At 73.9% G+C, this 12,722-nt stretch carries 12 protein-coding genes; 2 read left to right on the top strand and 10 right to left on the bottom strand.

What is annotated here, in order from left to right; translation table 11 throughout:
* The first annotated feature begins 52 nt into the window (after positions 1-52).
* On the top strand, positions 53-268 hold the full coding sequence (locus AOA12_RS05410) for a hypothetical protein (protein WP_054680993.1): 216 nt from the start codon (positions 53-55) through the stop codon (positions 266-268).
* Here AOA12_RS05410 and AOA12_RS05405 read toward each other — a convergent pair.
* The 6 genes from AOA12_RS05405 to AOA12_RS05380 are packed head-to-tail and all read right to left on the bottom strand — an operon-like array spanning position 255 to position 6,347.
* On the bottom strand, positions 255-1,433 hold the full coding sequence (locus tag AOA12_RS05405) for a glycosyltransferase (RefSeq protein WP_082405980.1): 1,179 nt from the start codon (positions 1,431-1,433) through the stop codon (positions 255-257). The genes AOA12_RS05410 and AOA12_RS05405 overlap by 14 nt on opposite strands.
* A complete protein-coding gene (locus AOA12_RS05400; protein WP_082405978.1) occupies positions 1,430-1,888 on the bottom strand; it encodes a DUF2304 domain-containing protein in 459 nt (152 codons plus the stop codon). Before AOA12_RS05400 ends, AOA12_RS05405 begins: the two co-directional genes overlap by 4 nt.
* Entirely contained in the window at positions 1,885-2,640 is a 756-nt protein-coding gene (locus tag AOA12_RS05395; RefSeq protein WP_054680992.1) for a glycosyltransferase family 2 protein, read from the bottom strand. The genes AOA12_RS05400 and AOA12_RS05395 overlap by 4 nt, the downstream gene beginning before the upstream one ends.
* A 42-nt stretch (positions 2,641-2,682) precedes the next feature.
* On the bottom strand, positions 2,683-4,677 hold the full coding sequence (locus tag AOA12_RS05390; RefSeq protein ID WP_054680991.1) for a DUF6541 family protein: 1,995 nt from the start codon (positions 4,675-4,677) through the stop codon (positions 2,683-2,685).
* Entirely contained in the window at positions 4,678-5,445 is a 768-nt protein-coding gene (locus AOA12_RS05385) for an ABC transporter ATP-binding protein (RefSeq protein ID WP_054680990.1), read from the bottom strand. It abuts the gene before it with no gap.
* The gene (locus AOA12_RS05380) at positions 5,442-6,347 is read right to left on the bottom strand and encodes an ABC transporter permease (RefSeq protein WP_231637186.1); all 906 of its coding nucleotides are present in this window, start codon (positions 6,345-6,347) and stop codon (positions 5,442-5,444) included. Before AOA12_RS05380 ends, AOA12_RS05385 begins: the two co-directional genes overlap by 4 nt.
* 132 nt (positions 6,348-6,479) lie before the next feature.
* Between AOA12_RS05380 and AOA12_RS05375 the strand changes: the two genes are divergently transcribed.
* Positions 6,480-7,547, top strand: a complete 1,068-nt coding sequence (locus AOA12_RS05375; protein ID WP_054680989.1) for a glycosyltransferase family 4 protein — start codon at positions 6,480-6,482, stop codon at positions 7,545-7,547.
* A 43-nt stretch (positions 7,548-7,590) separates the two neighbouring features.
* On the opposite strand, the gene AOA12_RS05370 is transcribed toward AOA12_RS05375, so the two are convergent.
* From AOA12_RS05370 to purE, 4 genes are all read right to left on the bottom strand, one after another.
* Complete coding sequence (locus AOA12_RS05370) at positions 7,591-9,582, bottom strand: cell wall-binding repeat-containing protein (RefSeq protein WP_054680988.1); 1,992 nt, start codon at positions 9,580-9,582, stop codon at positions 7,591-7,593.
* Positions 9,583-9,669: 87 nt separating this feature from the next.
* Positions 9,670-10,782 (bottom strand): glycosyltransferase, encoded by a 1,113-nt coding sequence (locus tag AOA12_RS05365; protein ID WP_054680987.1) that lies wholly within the window; start codon positions 10,780-10,782, stop codon positions 9,670-9,672.
* A 2-nt stretch (positions 10,783-10,784) separates the two neighbouring features.
* On the bottom strand, positions 10,785-12,254 hold the full coding sequence (locus tag AOA12_RS05360) for an LCP family protein (RefSeq protein ID WP_054680986.1): 1,470 nt from the start codon (positions 12,252-12,254) through the stop codon (positions 10,785-10,787).
* Complete coding sequence (gene purE / locus AOA12_RS05355; RefSeq protein WP_054686803.1) at positions 12,251-12,718, bottom strand: 5-(carboxyamino)imidazole ribonucleotide mutase; 468 nt, start codon at positions 12,716-12,718, stop codon at positions 12,251-12,253. The genes AOA12_RS05360 and purE overlap by 4 nt, the downstream gene beginning before the upstream one ends.
* Positions 12,719-12,722: the final 4 nt, after the last annotated feature.

Raw genomic sequence — 12,722 nt, 5'->3', positions numbered from 1 at the left:
GCGAACAGACGATGCTGTTGCCCAGGCCGCAGGGCGCGGCAGAATAGGAGGTATGCACGTGTCCCCGGAGATCATCGCCACCGTCAGCTCCATGCTGACGGTGCTCGGCGTGTCGTGCGGCGTGTCCGTGTGGCTGCACCGTCAGACCGAGAAGCGGCTCGACCGCGTGGAGGCCAAGGTCGACGATCTGAAGGACGACGTCGTCGAGGTCAAGATCGCGATCGCGCGGCTCGAGGGGCTGCCGCCCCGTCTCATCACCGCGCGCTGAGCACGGCTGCGGCGGCGCGGGCGCCGACGGCGTCGAGGGATGCCGTCTCGCGCACCCACGCCGCCCGATCCGCACGCCGGGCCTCGGTCTCGCCGCTCGCGCGCGCCGCGAGCAGGCGCCGCATCGCGTCGGCGATCTCCTCGGGGGTGAAGCCCACCGCCTCGCCGAGGCCCGCGTCGCGCACGAGCGAGCCGCCCACCTCGGCGCCCGCGAACAGCACGGGCGTGCCGCACGCCGCGGCGGCGAAGGTCTTGGTGGGCCGGGCGAAGTCGTAGCCGATGCCCGGGACGATGCTCACGAGCGCCGCGACGGCCCCGCGGATCCACGCCGCCGACTGCGCCGGGCTCACGACCCCGCCGAACTCGACCCGGTCGAGCCCGAGCTCGGCGGCGAGCGCCCGCAGCGCCGGCTCCACGGCGCCCTGGCCGAAGAAGCGCAGGCGGAGCGCCGGATGCTCGTCGGCGATGAGCGCGAAGGCGCGCACGAAGACCTCGGGGCGCTGCCACTCCGACATCGTGCCCGTGTAGACGAAGTACTCCTCGCCGGGAGCGGCGGGGGCGACGCCGGGATGGAAGACGGTCGTGTCGATGCCGTTGCCGACCGTGACGACGCGCGCGGGCTCGGCGCCCAGGGCGACGAGCCGCTGGGTGACCTCGTCGGAGACCGAGAGGACGCACGCGGCACCGCGCAGCACCGCGCCCTCCATGCGGCGCATGAGCGCGACGACGGGCCGGGGCGCGCCCATCGACAGCACGCCGTCGGTCCAGACGTCGGCGGCGAAGTAGGCGTACGGACGGCGGCGCAGCCACGCCGCGAGGCGCACCACGAGCGCGGTCGTGGGCGGCGACTCGGCGACGGCGATGCTCCAGCGGCGTGCGAGCACGCGCGGCAGCAGCGGCCCGTCGAAGCTCGCGTACTGGACGTACCCGCGCACGTTGCCGCCGCGGTCGCGCAGCACGGGCCAGCGCGACACCCGCACGCCCTCGGGATCGGGCGTCGCCGGGGCATGCGCGGGCGGCGTCGTCGTGACGACCGTGACGTCGGCGCCCGCGGCGGCGAGCCCGCGGGCGAGGGCGCCCAGGCGGAACGCGCCCGCGCTGACCTCGGGCAGGAACAGCCGCGAGGCGATGAGCACGCCGTCGCGCCCGCTTGCGCGGGGGGTCACGGCCGCTCGTCCGATCCGTCGAGCGCGTCGCCGGCATCCGCGGCGTCACCGGCATCCCGCGCGTCACCGGCGTCCGCGGCGTCCGCGCCGTCACCGGCATCCGCTCGATCCTCCTCGAGCCGGCGCAGCCGCTCGTCGTGGAAGGCGGTCGACTCGGCGAGCGCACGCATCTTGTCCTCGATGCGCGTCAGCTCGGCCCCGTACTGCAGGCTCACGAGGAACAGCAGGCCGATCGCGAGGAAGAACACGAGGTTAGCGGGAACCGCGACGCCGAGCAGCCGGGCCGCCCAGGTGAGCGTCTGCGGGAACACGGCGACGACGAGCGCGAGCACGCCGCCCACGAGCCACCAGACGGCGTGCCGCTCGCGCAGCGTCGACCGGCGCAGCAGCTCGACGATCGCGGCGAGCGCGAGCAGCGCCGCGACGATCCCGAAGACGTAGGTGACGGTGTTCATCGCACGCCCCCCTCCGGCACGGCCCGTGCGGGCGCGGCGACCGCCGTGCGCGGGCGGAGCAGGGCGATGAGCACGGCGATGCCGGCCCGCAGCAGGTAGACCGTCGCCCGGCCCGTGCCGTGCGAGGGCTCCCCCGCCTGCCGCTCGCGCATCTCCACCGGCCGCTGCGCGATGCGCAGGCCCGACCGCGCGGCGATCACGAGCGCCTCGACCGTGTCGCCGAGCCATTCGGCCGGATAGGTCTGCGCGAACAGCCGCACGGCGCGCGGGCCCATCGCCTTGAAGCCGCTCGTGACGTCCGACAGCGGATGCCGGGCGACGGCGCTCACGACGCGCGCGAGCATGCGCATCGCCCAGCGGCGCGGACCGCGGGCGGCGTAGTCGCCGAGGCCCGCGAAGCGCGCGCCGATGACGATGTCGGCCTCGTCGAGGCCCGCGACGAGCTGCGGGATGAAGCGGGGGTCGTGCTGGCCGTCGGCGTCGACCTGCACCACGACGTCGTGGCCGTGATCGCGCGCGTACCGGAAACCCGTGCGCATCGCGCCGCCGACGCCCAGGTTGTAGGGAAGCCGCAGCACCGTCGCGCCCGCGGCGGTCGCGACGGCCGCCGTCGCGTCGGTCGAGCCGTCGTCGACGACGACGCACGCAACCCCGGGGAGCGCCCGGCGGATGTCGGTCACGACGACGCCGACCGACTCTTCTTCGTTCAGCGCCGGCACGACGACGAGGAGGTTTCGCGTACTATCCGGCACGACGGTCGATTCTACCGGGCGAGGTCCCGCATGCACGGGGCGTCATGCCGTGCAGGCCGTGATGCGCCACAGCGACGCATCCCCCTCCCGGTCGACGAGCTCGAAGCCCGGCCGGTCCTCGAAGCCCGTCATCCCGGGCATGACGTAGCGTCCGGGAGACGCCTCGCCCTCGCCGAAGTCGAGCACGTGGTCGGGCGACCCGAAGTCGGCGAGCGCCGCGCACACCGCGGGGTCGTCGGCGGCGTCGCGCAGCCCGTGCGCGATCGCGTCCCACGAGCCGCCGGGCGGCTGCCACGTGCGCGGGTAGACGTTGCGGCCGCTGAGCGCATAGCCGAACGCGGCGCCCGTCGACGGGTTCGCGATGATCAGGGCGTCCTCGGCCACGTTCTCGGGCAGCCGCTGCAGCAGCGCACGCTCGTCGGGCGAGAGGAAGCTCTGCGCCGTGCTCGCGTAGCGCGACTCCGGGTCCCACCGGTCCTCGAACACGCTCGGCATGACGAGCAGGGGCACGGCGACGAGCCCCGCGACGCCCACGGCGGCGACGCCCGCGATCGACCAGCCGGCCCCCGTCGCCTCGGCGGCATCCGTGCGGCGGCCCGACGGCGCCCCGACGGTCCGATTCCGCGACAGCGCGGCGGCGGCCCAGGAGACGATCGCGTGCAGCCCGATCGCCGCGAGCGGGATGACGGTCACCGGCGCGAGCGCCGCGAACCGGTACGGGTCGGCGTACCAGGCACCGAGCAGCCACGTGCGCACGAACGGCGAGCCGACGGACGCTACGGCGACGTACAGCCCCGAGAAGACCAGCCAGGCGGTCGCGAGCCAGCGCAGCTCGGCCCGCCGCACCGCGACGACGAGCCCCGCGACGCACAGGACGCTCACGCCGACGGCGGGCGGGAGCCACATGTGCGCGTTGAGCACGACGTCGGCCACGGCGGCGAGCCTGCCGCGGTACGGCTCCCAGTGCGCGCCGCTCGTCGTGCGCGTGAGCACGTACCAGAGCACGCCGAACGCCGCGCACGAGGCCGCGAGCGCGGCGTATGCGACGATGCGGCGCTCGCGCACCCGCGCGGTCCACCAGGTGAGCCACGCGAGGACGAGGAGCCCCCACGCGAGCAGCGTCGCCGGCTGCGCGAGCGCGAGCGCGCCCGCCGCGGCGAGGACGAGGATGCCGCCGCGGGCGGCCTCCCGCGCGCGCCCCGCGCCGCGCACAGAGCCCTCCGCGCCGGAGTCCCGCCCCGCGCCGCGCATCGCCTGCTCGGTCGCGATCACGACGGCGACGGCGGCGGGCAGCAGCGCGATCGAGAGCCCGTAGGGGTACAGCACGCCCCACTCGAGCATGAGCAGCGGGAAGGCGATGAGCGCCGTCGACAGCGCGGCCGCGAGCGCCGCGACGACGCGCGAGCCGGTCGCGACGCGGGCGAGCCACGCGATGCCGACGGGCCACGCGACGTACGCGACGGCGAACGACGTCGCGTTGACGGCGACGGGCAGCGAGGCGCCCGTCAGCAGGGCCGTCGCGGATGCCAGCGCGTGCCACGCGCCGGGATACATGTTGCGCGCGCCGAGCACGCCGCTGAGATGGAAGGACGAGGCGTTGCCGGTCTCCAGCACCCAGCGCAGCGCGTTCAGGTGGAAGATCGCGTCGTTGGTCTGCGAGATGGCGTCGGGGGCGCCGAGATAGATCCCGAACCGCGCGGCGCCGAGCACGATGCCGACGGCGAGGCCGGCGGCGAGCAGCACAAGGCCCCGCCGCTCGCGGGGCGCGGCCTCGCGGGGGCCGAGCGCGAGGCCCACGAGCCACGCGGCAGCCGCGAACCCCGCGCATCCGGCCACGATCGAGAGCGGCGACCAGGGCACGCCGACCGCGCCGTACACGATCGCGAGCGCCGCGAGGGCCGCCGTGCCGAGCACGGGGGCGAGCGCCCACAGGGCGAGCCCGCGCAGCCGCAGGCCGAGCCCCGCGAGCAGGCCGGGACCGAACAGCACCGCGAGCGCGACGACGAGCACCGGTGCCTGTGCGATCCAGGCCTGCATCTATCCCTCCACGAGCGCGGTCGCCGCCGCGATGTCGCCGTCGAAGACGACCCGTCCCTTGCTGATGACGATGCCGCGCGTGCAGAGCTGGCGCACCATCTCCAGGTCGTGGCTGACGACGAGCAGGGTCTTGCCCTGCTCGATGAGCTCCTCGAACTTCACCCGGCACTTCTCGCGGAACGGCGCGTCGCCCACCGAGAGGATCTCGTCGACGAGCAGGATGTCGAGCTCGACGTGGATCGCGACCGAGAACGCGAGCCGCATGAACATGCCCGACGAGTAGTGCTTGACCTCCTGGTCGATGAACTGCTCGATCTCGCTGAACGCGACGATCTCGTCGTAGCGCTCCTCGATCTCCTTGCGCTGCATGCCCAGGATCGCGGCGTTCAGGAAGACGTTCTCGCGGCCCGACAGCTCGGGGTGGAAGCCCGCGCCGACCTCGATCAGGCCGGCGACGCGTCCGCGGGTGAGGACCTGCCCGGCATCCGGCTCCATGACGCCCGAGACGAGCTTGAGCAGCGTCGACTTGCCCGAGCCGTTGAGCCCCAGGATCGCGACCGACTCGCCCTCGCCGATCACGAGGTCGACGCCGCTCAGCGCCTCGAAGACGCTCGTCGTCTTGCGGCGGCGGATCCACGACACGACGGTGTCCTTGAACGAGAAGGCGTGGTTGAGCAGGAACGTCTTCTGCACGCCGTCGACGATGATGCTCGGGCGCACGGGGGCGGGAGCGCTTCCCGCGCGAGGGGTCAGGGGCTCGGCGCTCATAGATCCTGGGCGAACCTTCCCTCGAGCCGGCGGAAGACCGCCTGGCCGATCAGCAGCGTCGCGACGGAGAGGAGCAGCGTCCACAGCGTGTTCCACCCGAGGTTCGGCGGCAGCTCGAGCATCGTGTCGGTCACGGGATACCAGAAGGCGAAGTGGAAGAGCTCGACGGCGTGCGTGAGCGGGTTGAGCAGGTAGACCTCCAGCAGCCACGAGGGCAGGCCGAGGTCGTGCAGCGCGTCGCGCACCATCGTCCACGCGTAGAGCACGGGCGAGGCCCACGTCGCGAGCAGCAGCAGCAGCTCGACGATGTTCTCGGCGTCGCGGAAGCGCACGTTGACGGCCCCGAAGAAGAGGCCCAGCCCGAGCGCGAAGATCATCACGATGACCATCGCCGCGAGCATCGCGAGCACGGACAGCACCGAGATGTGCGTGATCCAGCCCATGAAGAGGCACACGATCAGCAGCAGCGCCACCTGCGGCAGGAAGTGCACGAACGCCACGATGACGGCCGAGATCGCGAACAGCTGCCGCGGCAGGAAGACCTTGCGGATCAGCGGGGCGTTGCCGACGATCGACGTCGTGCCGTTCTTGAACGCCTCGCTGAACAGGTTGATGACCACGATGCCGCTGAACAGGTAGACGGCGTAGTTCTCGATGCCGCCCTTGTTGAGCTGCAGGAAGATCCCCAGCACGATGAAGAAGACGAGGAACTGCGCCGCGGGGCGCACGTACGACCACGTCCACCCGAGGATCGAGTTGCGGTAGCGCGTCGTGACGCCCGTGCGCACGAGCAGCGCCAGCAGGTAGTGCCAGCGGAACACGTCGAGCAGCCCGCGGCTGCGGCCGGGGATGTCGAACTCCGTGCGCGGCACGGAGGAGAACAGGTCGGGTCGATCGCTCACGGTCTCTGGAATCGCTGGAAGGGAGGGCTACGGGTGGGAGGATGCGGGGCGGGAGGGGCTCGGCGCAGCGGCCGGGTCGCCGCATGCAAACCCTAACAGTGTAGGAGACGGCGGGCTTGATACCCTCGCAGGGTGCGGATCCTCGTCGTGACGCCGTGGTACCCGACCGCGGATGCCCCCGAGTCCGGCGTCTTCGTCGCGCGCGAGGCCGAGGCCCTCGCCGAGGCCCACGACGTGCGCGTGCTGCACCTCGACTGGTCGGGACGCCCGGGTCGCGCGCCGGTGCCGGGACGTGCGACGGTGCGACGGCTCGCCCTGCGCCGGGCGAACCCGCTCGACTACGTGCGCGCCCGGCGGGCCGTGCGCCGGGCGTCCGCCGACGTCGTGCACACTCACGCCCTGACGGGCCTGATCCCGTGGCTCGTCGGCCGGCCCGCCCGCGGGCCCTGGGTGCATTCCGAGCACTGGTCGGCGATCACGTCGCCCGAGACGCGCCCCCGGCTCGAGCGGGCGGCGCTGCGCGGGCTGCTGCCCCTGCTGAGACGCCCCGCCGTCGTCGTCGCGGAGTCGTCGCGCCTCGCCGACGCGATCGCCCGGAGCCGCCGCGGCCCCCTCGCGATCGTGCCGTGCGTCGTCCCGCCCGTCGAGGTGCGACCGCTGCCGCGCCGGAATCGCCTCATCGGCGTCGGCGGGCTGATCGACCGCAAGGGACCGCTGACGGCCGTCGAGACGCTCGCCGCGCTGCGCGCGCGCGGCGTCGACGCCGATCTCACGTGGGTCGGCGACGGTCCCCTGCGCGACGCCGTGCGGCGACGGGCGGCCGACCTCGGCGTCCTCGACCGGGTGCATCTGACCGGCACGCTCCCGGGGCCGGAGCTCGACCGGCGCTACGAGGCCGCCGACCTGCTGCTGCTGCCCACCCGGGGCGACAACTTCTGCGTCGTCGCCGCCGAGGCGCTCGTGCACGGCCGGCCGATCGTCAGCGGAGCGCGCACCGGCGCGGTGGACTACGCGGACCCGGCCGTGAGCCGGTTCGTCGAGAGCGCCGACGCGGGCGCCTACGCGGACGCCGTCGCGTCGCTGCTGGCGGCGACCGCCGACCGCACGGCCGAGCAGGTCGCCGCGACCGTCGCGGGCCGCTTCGACCCGGCGGCCGTGCGCGCCGCGCTCGAAGAGGTCTACCGGCGGGCCGGCGTCTGACGGGTCCCGCCGACGCCGGCCGCGGTGTCGCCGGCGCCGGCCGCTAGCAGCGCTCCGACCGGGCGACGGCGTCGCTGAGCGATCCGGTGCCGCCGACCAGCGTGACCGTCGACGTGCCGCGCGCGAGGAAGAAGTCCTTCGCGGCATCCGTCATGCACGCCGCGGGCTGCGAGAACAGCGGCGCGCGGGTCGTGCCCGCCAGCACGGCGCTGGAGAGCGCGTCGGGGAAGTCGACGCCCGTCGCGACGTACGCGCGGGGCACGCTGCCGCCGTACGACGCCGCGTTGAGCAGCTGGCTCGTCGCGTAGCGGTCGGCGCCGCCGTGGCGCGTCACCGCGATGCCGGACGACGCCAGGGCGCTCTCCACCCCGCTGCTCACGGTGCCCGTGCCGCCCGCGATGACGGCGTTGCCGACGCTGAGGCTGCGCAGCGTGTCGAGCGTCGCCGCGTCGAGCCCGTCGGCGGCGCCGTCGACGAGGATCACGGGCGCGTTCTCGGCCCCGGCGACCGCCGAGGCGACGAGCGCGTCGGCGTACGTGCGCCCGGCCGCGACGTAGATCGTCGCCGCCGTCGACCGGCCCTCGCTCGCGAGCAGCCGGCTGGTCTCGTAGCGGTTCTCGCCCGCGATGCGCTGCACGTCGGCGCCCGGGAGCGCGGCGGCCACGGCGTCCACGACCTCGGCGCCCAGCACGCCCGTGCCGCCCACGAGCACGACCGACTGCGGCGCGAGGCGCTGCAGCTCGTCGCGCACCGCGGCCGACAGGCCCGTGCGGGATGCCAGCAGCAGCGACGCGTCGTCGCCCGCCGCCGCGGCCGCGGCCGCCAGGGCGTCGGGGAAGTCGGCGCCCGAGGCGAGGTAGACGACGTCGGCGCCGCCCGGGAACGCGGCGGCCGACGCGAGGGCCGACGTCGCGTAGCGGTCGTCGCCCGCGATGCGCGCGGTCGTGTAGGGCGGCGCGGGCTCCTCGGCCAGGAAGTCGCTGTGCATCCAGTAGGTGCTGCCGTCGATCGACACGCGCCACCACTGCCCGTAGACGCCCGTGCGCTTCGCGACCTGGCCGCGCGAGAACTGCACGACGTCCCTCGTGCAGTCGGTCGACGGCGCCTGGCGCGCGTTGATGAGGTCGGTGTCGACGATCACGGCGCCCGCGGCGTCCTGCACGTCGACCGGCACGGCGCAGGCGCCCGAGCCCGCCGGCTGCCCGACCGTGCCCGAGCCGTCGCGCCCGAACCAGTCGACGTAGTACAGGTAGAAGTTGCGGTTGCCGTACGACGAGCACCGGTCGCCCGTGCCGTAGCCGGCGGCGAGCGCCGCCGCGTTCGGCCGGTAGGGCGTGTAGTTGTACAGGTTGGCCGTGGCCTGGTTCTCGATGTAGACCTCCGACGTGCCGCAGCTCTTGTCCGGGCTCCACTGGATCGTGTTGGTCTGTCCCGCCTTGTAGCGGAACGAGCCCGGGTTCTGCACGTAGATCTGCTGCTGGCGAGTGCCGAGGCGCACCTGGTTCACGAAGCCCGCGGCCGCCGCGTCGCACGGCGCGTCGTCGGGGCACATCTGTCCCATCGCCGCGCGGTACGACCAGTCGGAGGGCTGCGACGAGAGCACGAGCCCCTGCTCCTTCTGCAGCATCACGAGGATGACCTTGGGGTTGATGCCGCAGGCATCGCCGACGCGCGCGATGATGTCGCTCGCGCGCAGCCCCGTGCCGCCCTCGATCGCGCCGCAGTACTTGTCCGCCGACACCGAGCCCATGTCGGCGCGGAAGTCCTTGAGGCACGGCGGCCCGCTCGTCGCCTTGCACGACGGCACCTTGCTCTCCAGGAACGCCTGGATCTCGTCGGAGGTCATCGTTCCGGTGCGGAAGAACTCGTCGTCGCTGATGATGTAGCCGCCGCCGCTGATGGAGTCGGGCAGCGCGGCCGCCTGCGCGGGAGCGGAGGTCGCGACGCTCGCGACGCCGGCGATCAGCAGGGCGGCCGCGGCACCGGCGAGGAGGCGAAACGAGCGCGTGAGGGAGGAGGGACGGCTGGGACGCATGGGGTCATTGTTACTGAAGTTGCGCTCAACTACCACCCGAAGACAGAATTCGTCTGCTGCGACACGCCGAGAAAAAACAAACTTCGGTCACAATTCGGCGTGCAGATGCCACACCTTCTCCGCGGCGCTCAGCCAGGAGAACGCGCGGCCGCGATCGGCCGACAGCACCTTCATCCGGCGCGCCTCGGCGCCCCCGAGAGCCCGTTCCAGCGCCGCGGCGAGCCCCTCGGCGGCGGGCTCGTCGGCGAGCGCTCCGCCGTCGGCGACGACGTCGCGATGCACGGCGCTGTCGCTCGCCACGACCGGCACGCCGAGCCGCAGCGCCTCGACGACGCGCCAGGGGAAGTCCGACGCCGTCGACGGCGCCACGAGCACGCGCGCGGCCCGCAGCACGGCCGCCCGGTCGAAGCGGTCGAGCGCCCCCCGCACGAACAGGCGGTCGTCGCCGATGCCGGCCTGCGCCGCGAGCGCACGCACCGCGGCCTCGTCGCCGGCGGGCACGCCGATGACAACGACGGGCTCGGCGCCGGCCGCGGCGGCGAACGCCCGGAACGCGTCGGCGAGCCGCGACGACGGCCGCGACGAGCCCGAGGTCAGCACGTAGGCGTGGGGCAGCTCGAGCACCCGCCGGCGGCCGACATCGTCGGCGGGAACGGCGAACTCCTCGGGCGGGGCGCCCGCGATGACGCGCACCCGCTCGCCGAACGCGCCGAGCTCCGCGACGCGCTCCGCCGTCGCGTGGGTGGGGACGACCACGGCATCCGCGTGCTTGACGGCCCGCTTGAGCATGCCGCGCTGCCACGCGACGAACGACTTCGGCAGCTCGTCGGGCCGCTCCCACGCCGCGAGGTCCCACATCGTCACGACCGTCTGGTCGGCGTCGTGCACGCGGTCGTGCCTGACGAGCGGCGCCATCAGGCTGGGGGCGTGCACGAGGCCGCCCGCCTCTCCCCCGCCCATGCCCATCTGCCACGCGATCGCGAGCTCCCGGCGCGGCAGCGGCGCGCGGCGCACGCCCGCGAGCCCGGGCACCTCGGCCTCGAGCGACGCGGCGTCGCCGGCGGGCACGATGCCCGCGACCTCGCACCCGTCCGGCGCCGTGCGCACGAGCGCCCGCGCCAGCTCGGCCGACGCGGCGGCGAGGTCCGGGTCGGTCGGGGCCGCGACCTGGTCGAGCACGATCCGCAGCGTGACCGTCACGGTCACTCCTCGGGGGCCGGCGGGTGCAGGATGTCGTGCAGCGTCTCGCGGACGACGTCCCAGTCGCCCGGATCGGGGTCGTCGGGGTCGATCCCGATGCCCTCGGGGGTGAGCTCGAGGGTCGTCACGGGCTGTCCCTTGGCGTCGAGCGCGAGCTCGGCGAAGTAGGGCAGCATCGAGGCGGGCAGGTCGGTGCTCACGAGGTCGCGCCCCGCGGACATCACCTCCTGGAACCGCAGCATCACGTTCATCGGGTTCATCTGCGCGAGGATCGCCTGCTGCAGCTCGCGCTGACGGCGCATGCGGTCCCAGTCGCTCGTCGTGTAGCGCGAGCGCGCGTACCACTGGGCGGTGTCGCCGTCCATGTGCTGCGTACCCTCCTCGATCCAGCCGATCGCCCACTCGTCGGCGGACTGGCCGTCGTAGGCGGGGCCGCCGCCCTTCGGCAGGCGCTCCTGCACCGTGATCTCCACGCCGCCCAGGGCGTCGATGAGGTCGGCGAACCCGTGCATGTCGATGAAGACGTAGTACGGGATCTCGATGCCGAGAACGCCCTCGGCCGCCTGCTTGGTCGCCTCGATCGCGGGCGACGAGCCGCGCGCCGCGGCATCCGGGAACAGTCCCGTGCCGCCGTCCTCACGGCACACCTCGACGGCGTTCATCAGCTGGTTGATGCCGGCCGTCCAGCCGCACGTCTCCGACTCGTACCCCTCGAAGCCGTCGGGGTAGAGGTCGTTCATGGGGCCCTCCGAGAACGGCGGGCCGTAGAGGTCGCGAGGGATGCCGACGATCGTCAGGGCACCGGTCTCGGCGTTGACCGACACGACCGAGATGGAGTCGAAGCGCATCGAGTCGCGGCCGTCGCCGCTGTCGGCGCCCAGCAGCAGGATGTTGTAGTGGCCGTCGGAGGGCGGCACGCTCGGCGCGCTCGTGGCGAAGAGCGTCGCGAGCGTGTCGCGCAGCGAGCCGACCCGCTGCCCCGCCCACACCGCCACGCCGCTCGTGACCACGAGCAGCACGACCGCGAGCAGCGCGACGGGCAGCCGTGCGGCGGCGCGCACGTGCACGAGGCGCGTGAGGCGCAGCGTGTCGATCGTCAGCACCGCCCACAGCAGCGCGTAGCCGAACAGCAGCGCCTGCAGCACGAGCAGCGGCACCGCGCGCAGCAGCCCGACCGCGTCGGGCACCCAGGCGCCCGCGTAGAAGCCGAGCAGCGACGTCCACGACGTGAGCGCCCACACAGCGTGCACGATCAGCAGCGTCCACAGCAGCAGGGTCGCGCCGAGGCCGAAGCGTCCGAGCCGGCGGCTCCCCGCGAGCACCTGCGCCGAGCCGGGCACGAGCACGTTCAGGATGACGAGCCACCAGGCCCGCCGCGTCATCACCTCCGGCGACGAGACGTCGGGCCGGCGGATCGGCGCGCCCGTCCCCGCCGCGACGTGCGGCGGGCGTGTCGGGGCGGCAACGCTCACAGGGATTCCTTGAGCCGGAGGTTCTTCTCCTCCACCTGCCCTTCGAGGGCCGCGGCGTACTGCTCGACGCGATCGCCCAGCCGCTCGTCGAACGCGCCGAGCAGGCGCGCGGCGAGCAGCCCGGCGTTCTTGGCGCCGTCGATGGAGACGGTGGCGACGGGGATGCCGGCGGGCATCTGCACGATGCTGAGCAGCGAGTCCAGGCCGTCGAGCGAGGCGAGCTTGACCGGCACGCCGATGACCGGCAGGGCGGTGACGGATGCCAGCATGCCCGGCAGGTGCGCGGCGCCGCCGGCGCCCGCGATGATGACCTTGAGCCCGCGGGCGCGGGCCTCGCGGCCGTAGCGGATGAGCTTGTCGGGCGTGCGGTGGGCCGAGACGACCTCGACCTCGTGCGGGATCGTGAAGTCGGAGAGCACCTGCGAGGCATCGCTCATGACGCGCCAGTCGGAGTCGGATCCCATGACG

Source organism: Microbacterium sp. No. 7, assembly GCF_001314225.1.
In the GTDB taxonomy this organism is placed as follows: Bacteria; Actinomycetota; Actinomycetes; order Actinomycetales; family Microbacteriaceae; genus Microbacterium.
The sequence above is the reverse complement of the archived record's forward strand: the minus strand, read 5'-3'. Positions and strand labels throughout refer to the sequence as shown.

Bases quoted from the DNA above. Each gene is read 5' to 3' on its own strand.
- AOA12_RS05410 (WP_054680993.1), top strand. From the start codon at position 53: ATGCACGTGTCCCCGGAGATCATCGCCACCGTCAGCTCCATGCTGACG.
- AOA12_RS05370 (WP_054680988.1), bottom strand. From the start codon at position 9,582: ATGCGTCCCAGCCGTCCCTCCTCCCTCACGCGCTCGTTTCGCCTCCTC.
- AOA12_RS05390 (WP_054680991.1), bottom strand. From the start codon at position 4,677: ATGCAGGCCTGGATCGCACAGGCACCGGTGCTCGTCGTCGCGCTCGCG.
- purE (WP_054686803.1), bottom strand. From the start codon at position 12,718: ATGGGATCCGACTCCGACTGGCGCGTCATGAGCGATGCCTCGCAGGTG.
- AOA12_RS05400 (WP_082405978.1), bottom strand. From the start codon at position 1,888: ATGAACACCGTCACCTACGTCTTCGGGATCGTCGCGGCGCTGCTCGCG.
- AOA12_RS05385 (WP_054680990.1), bottom strand. From the start codon at position 5,445: ATGAGCGCCGAGCCCCTGACCCCTCGCGCGGGAAGCGCTCCCGCCCCC.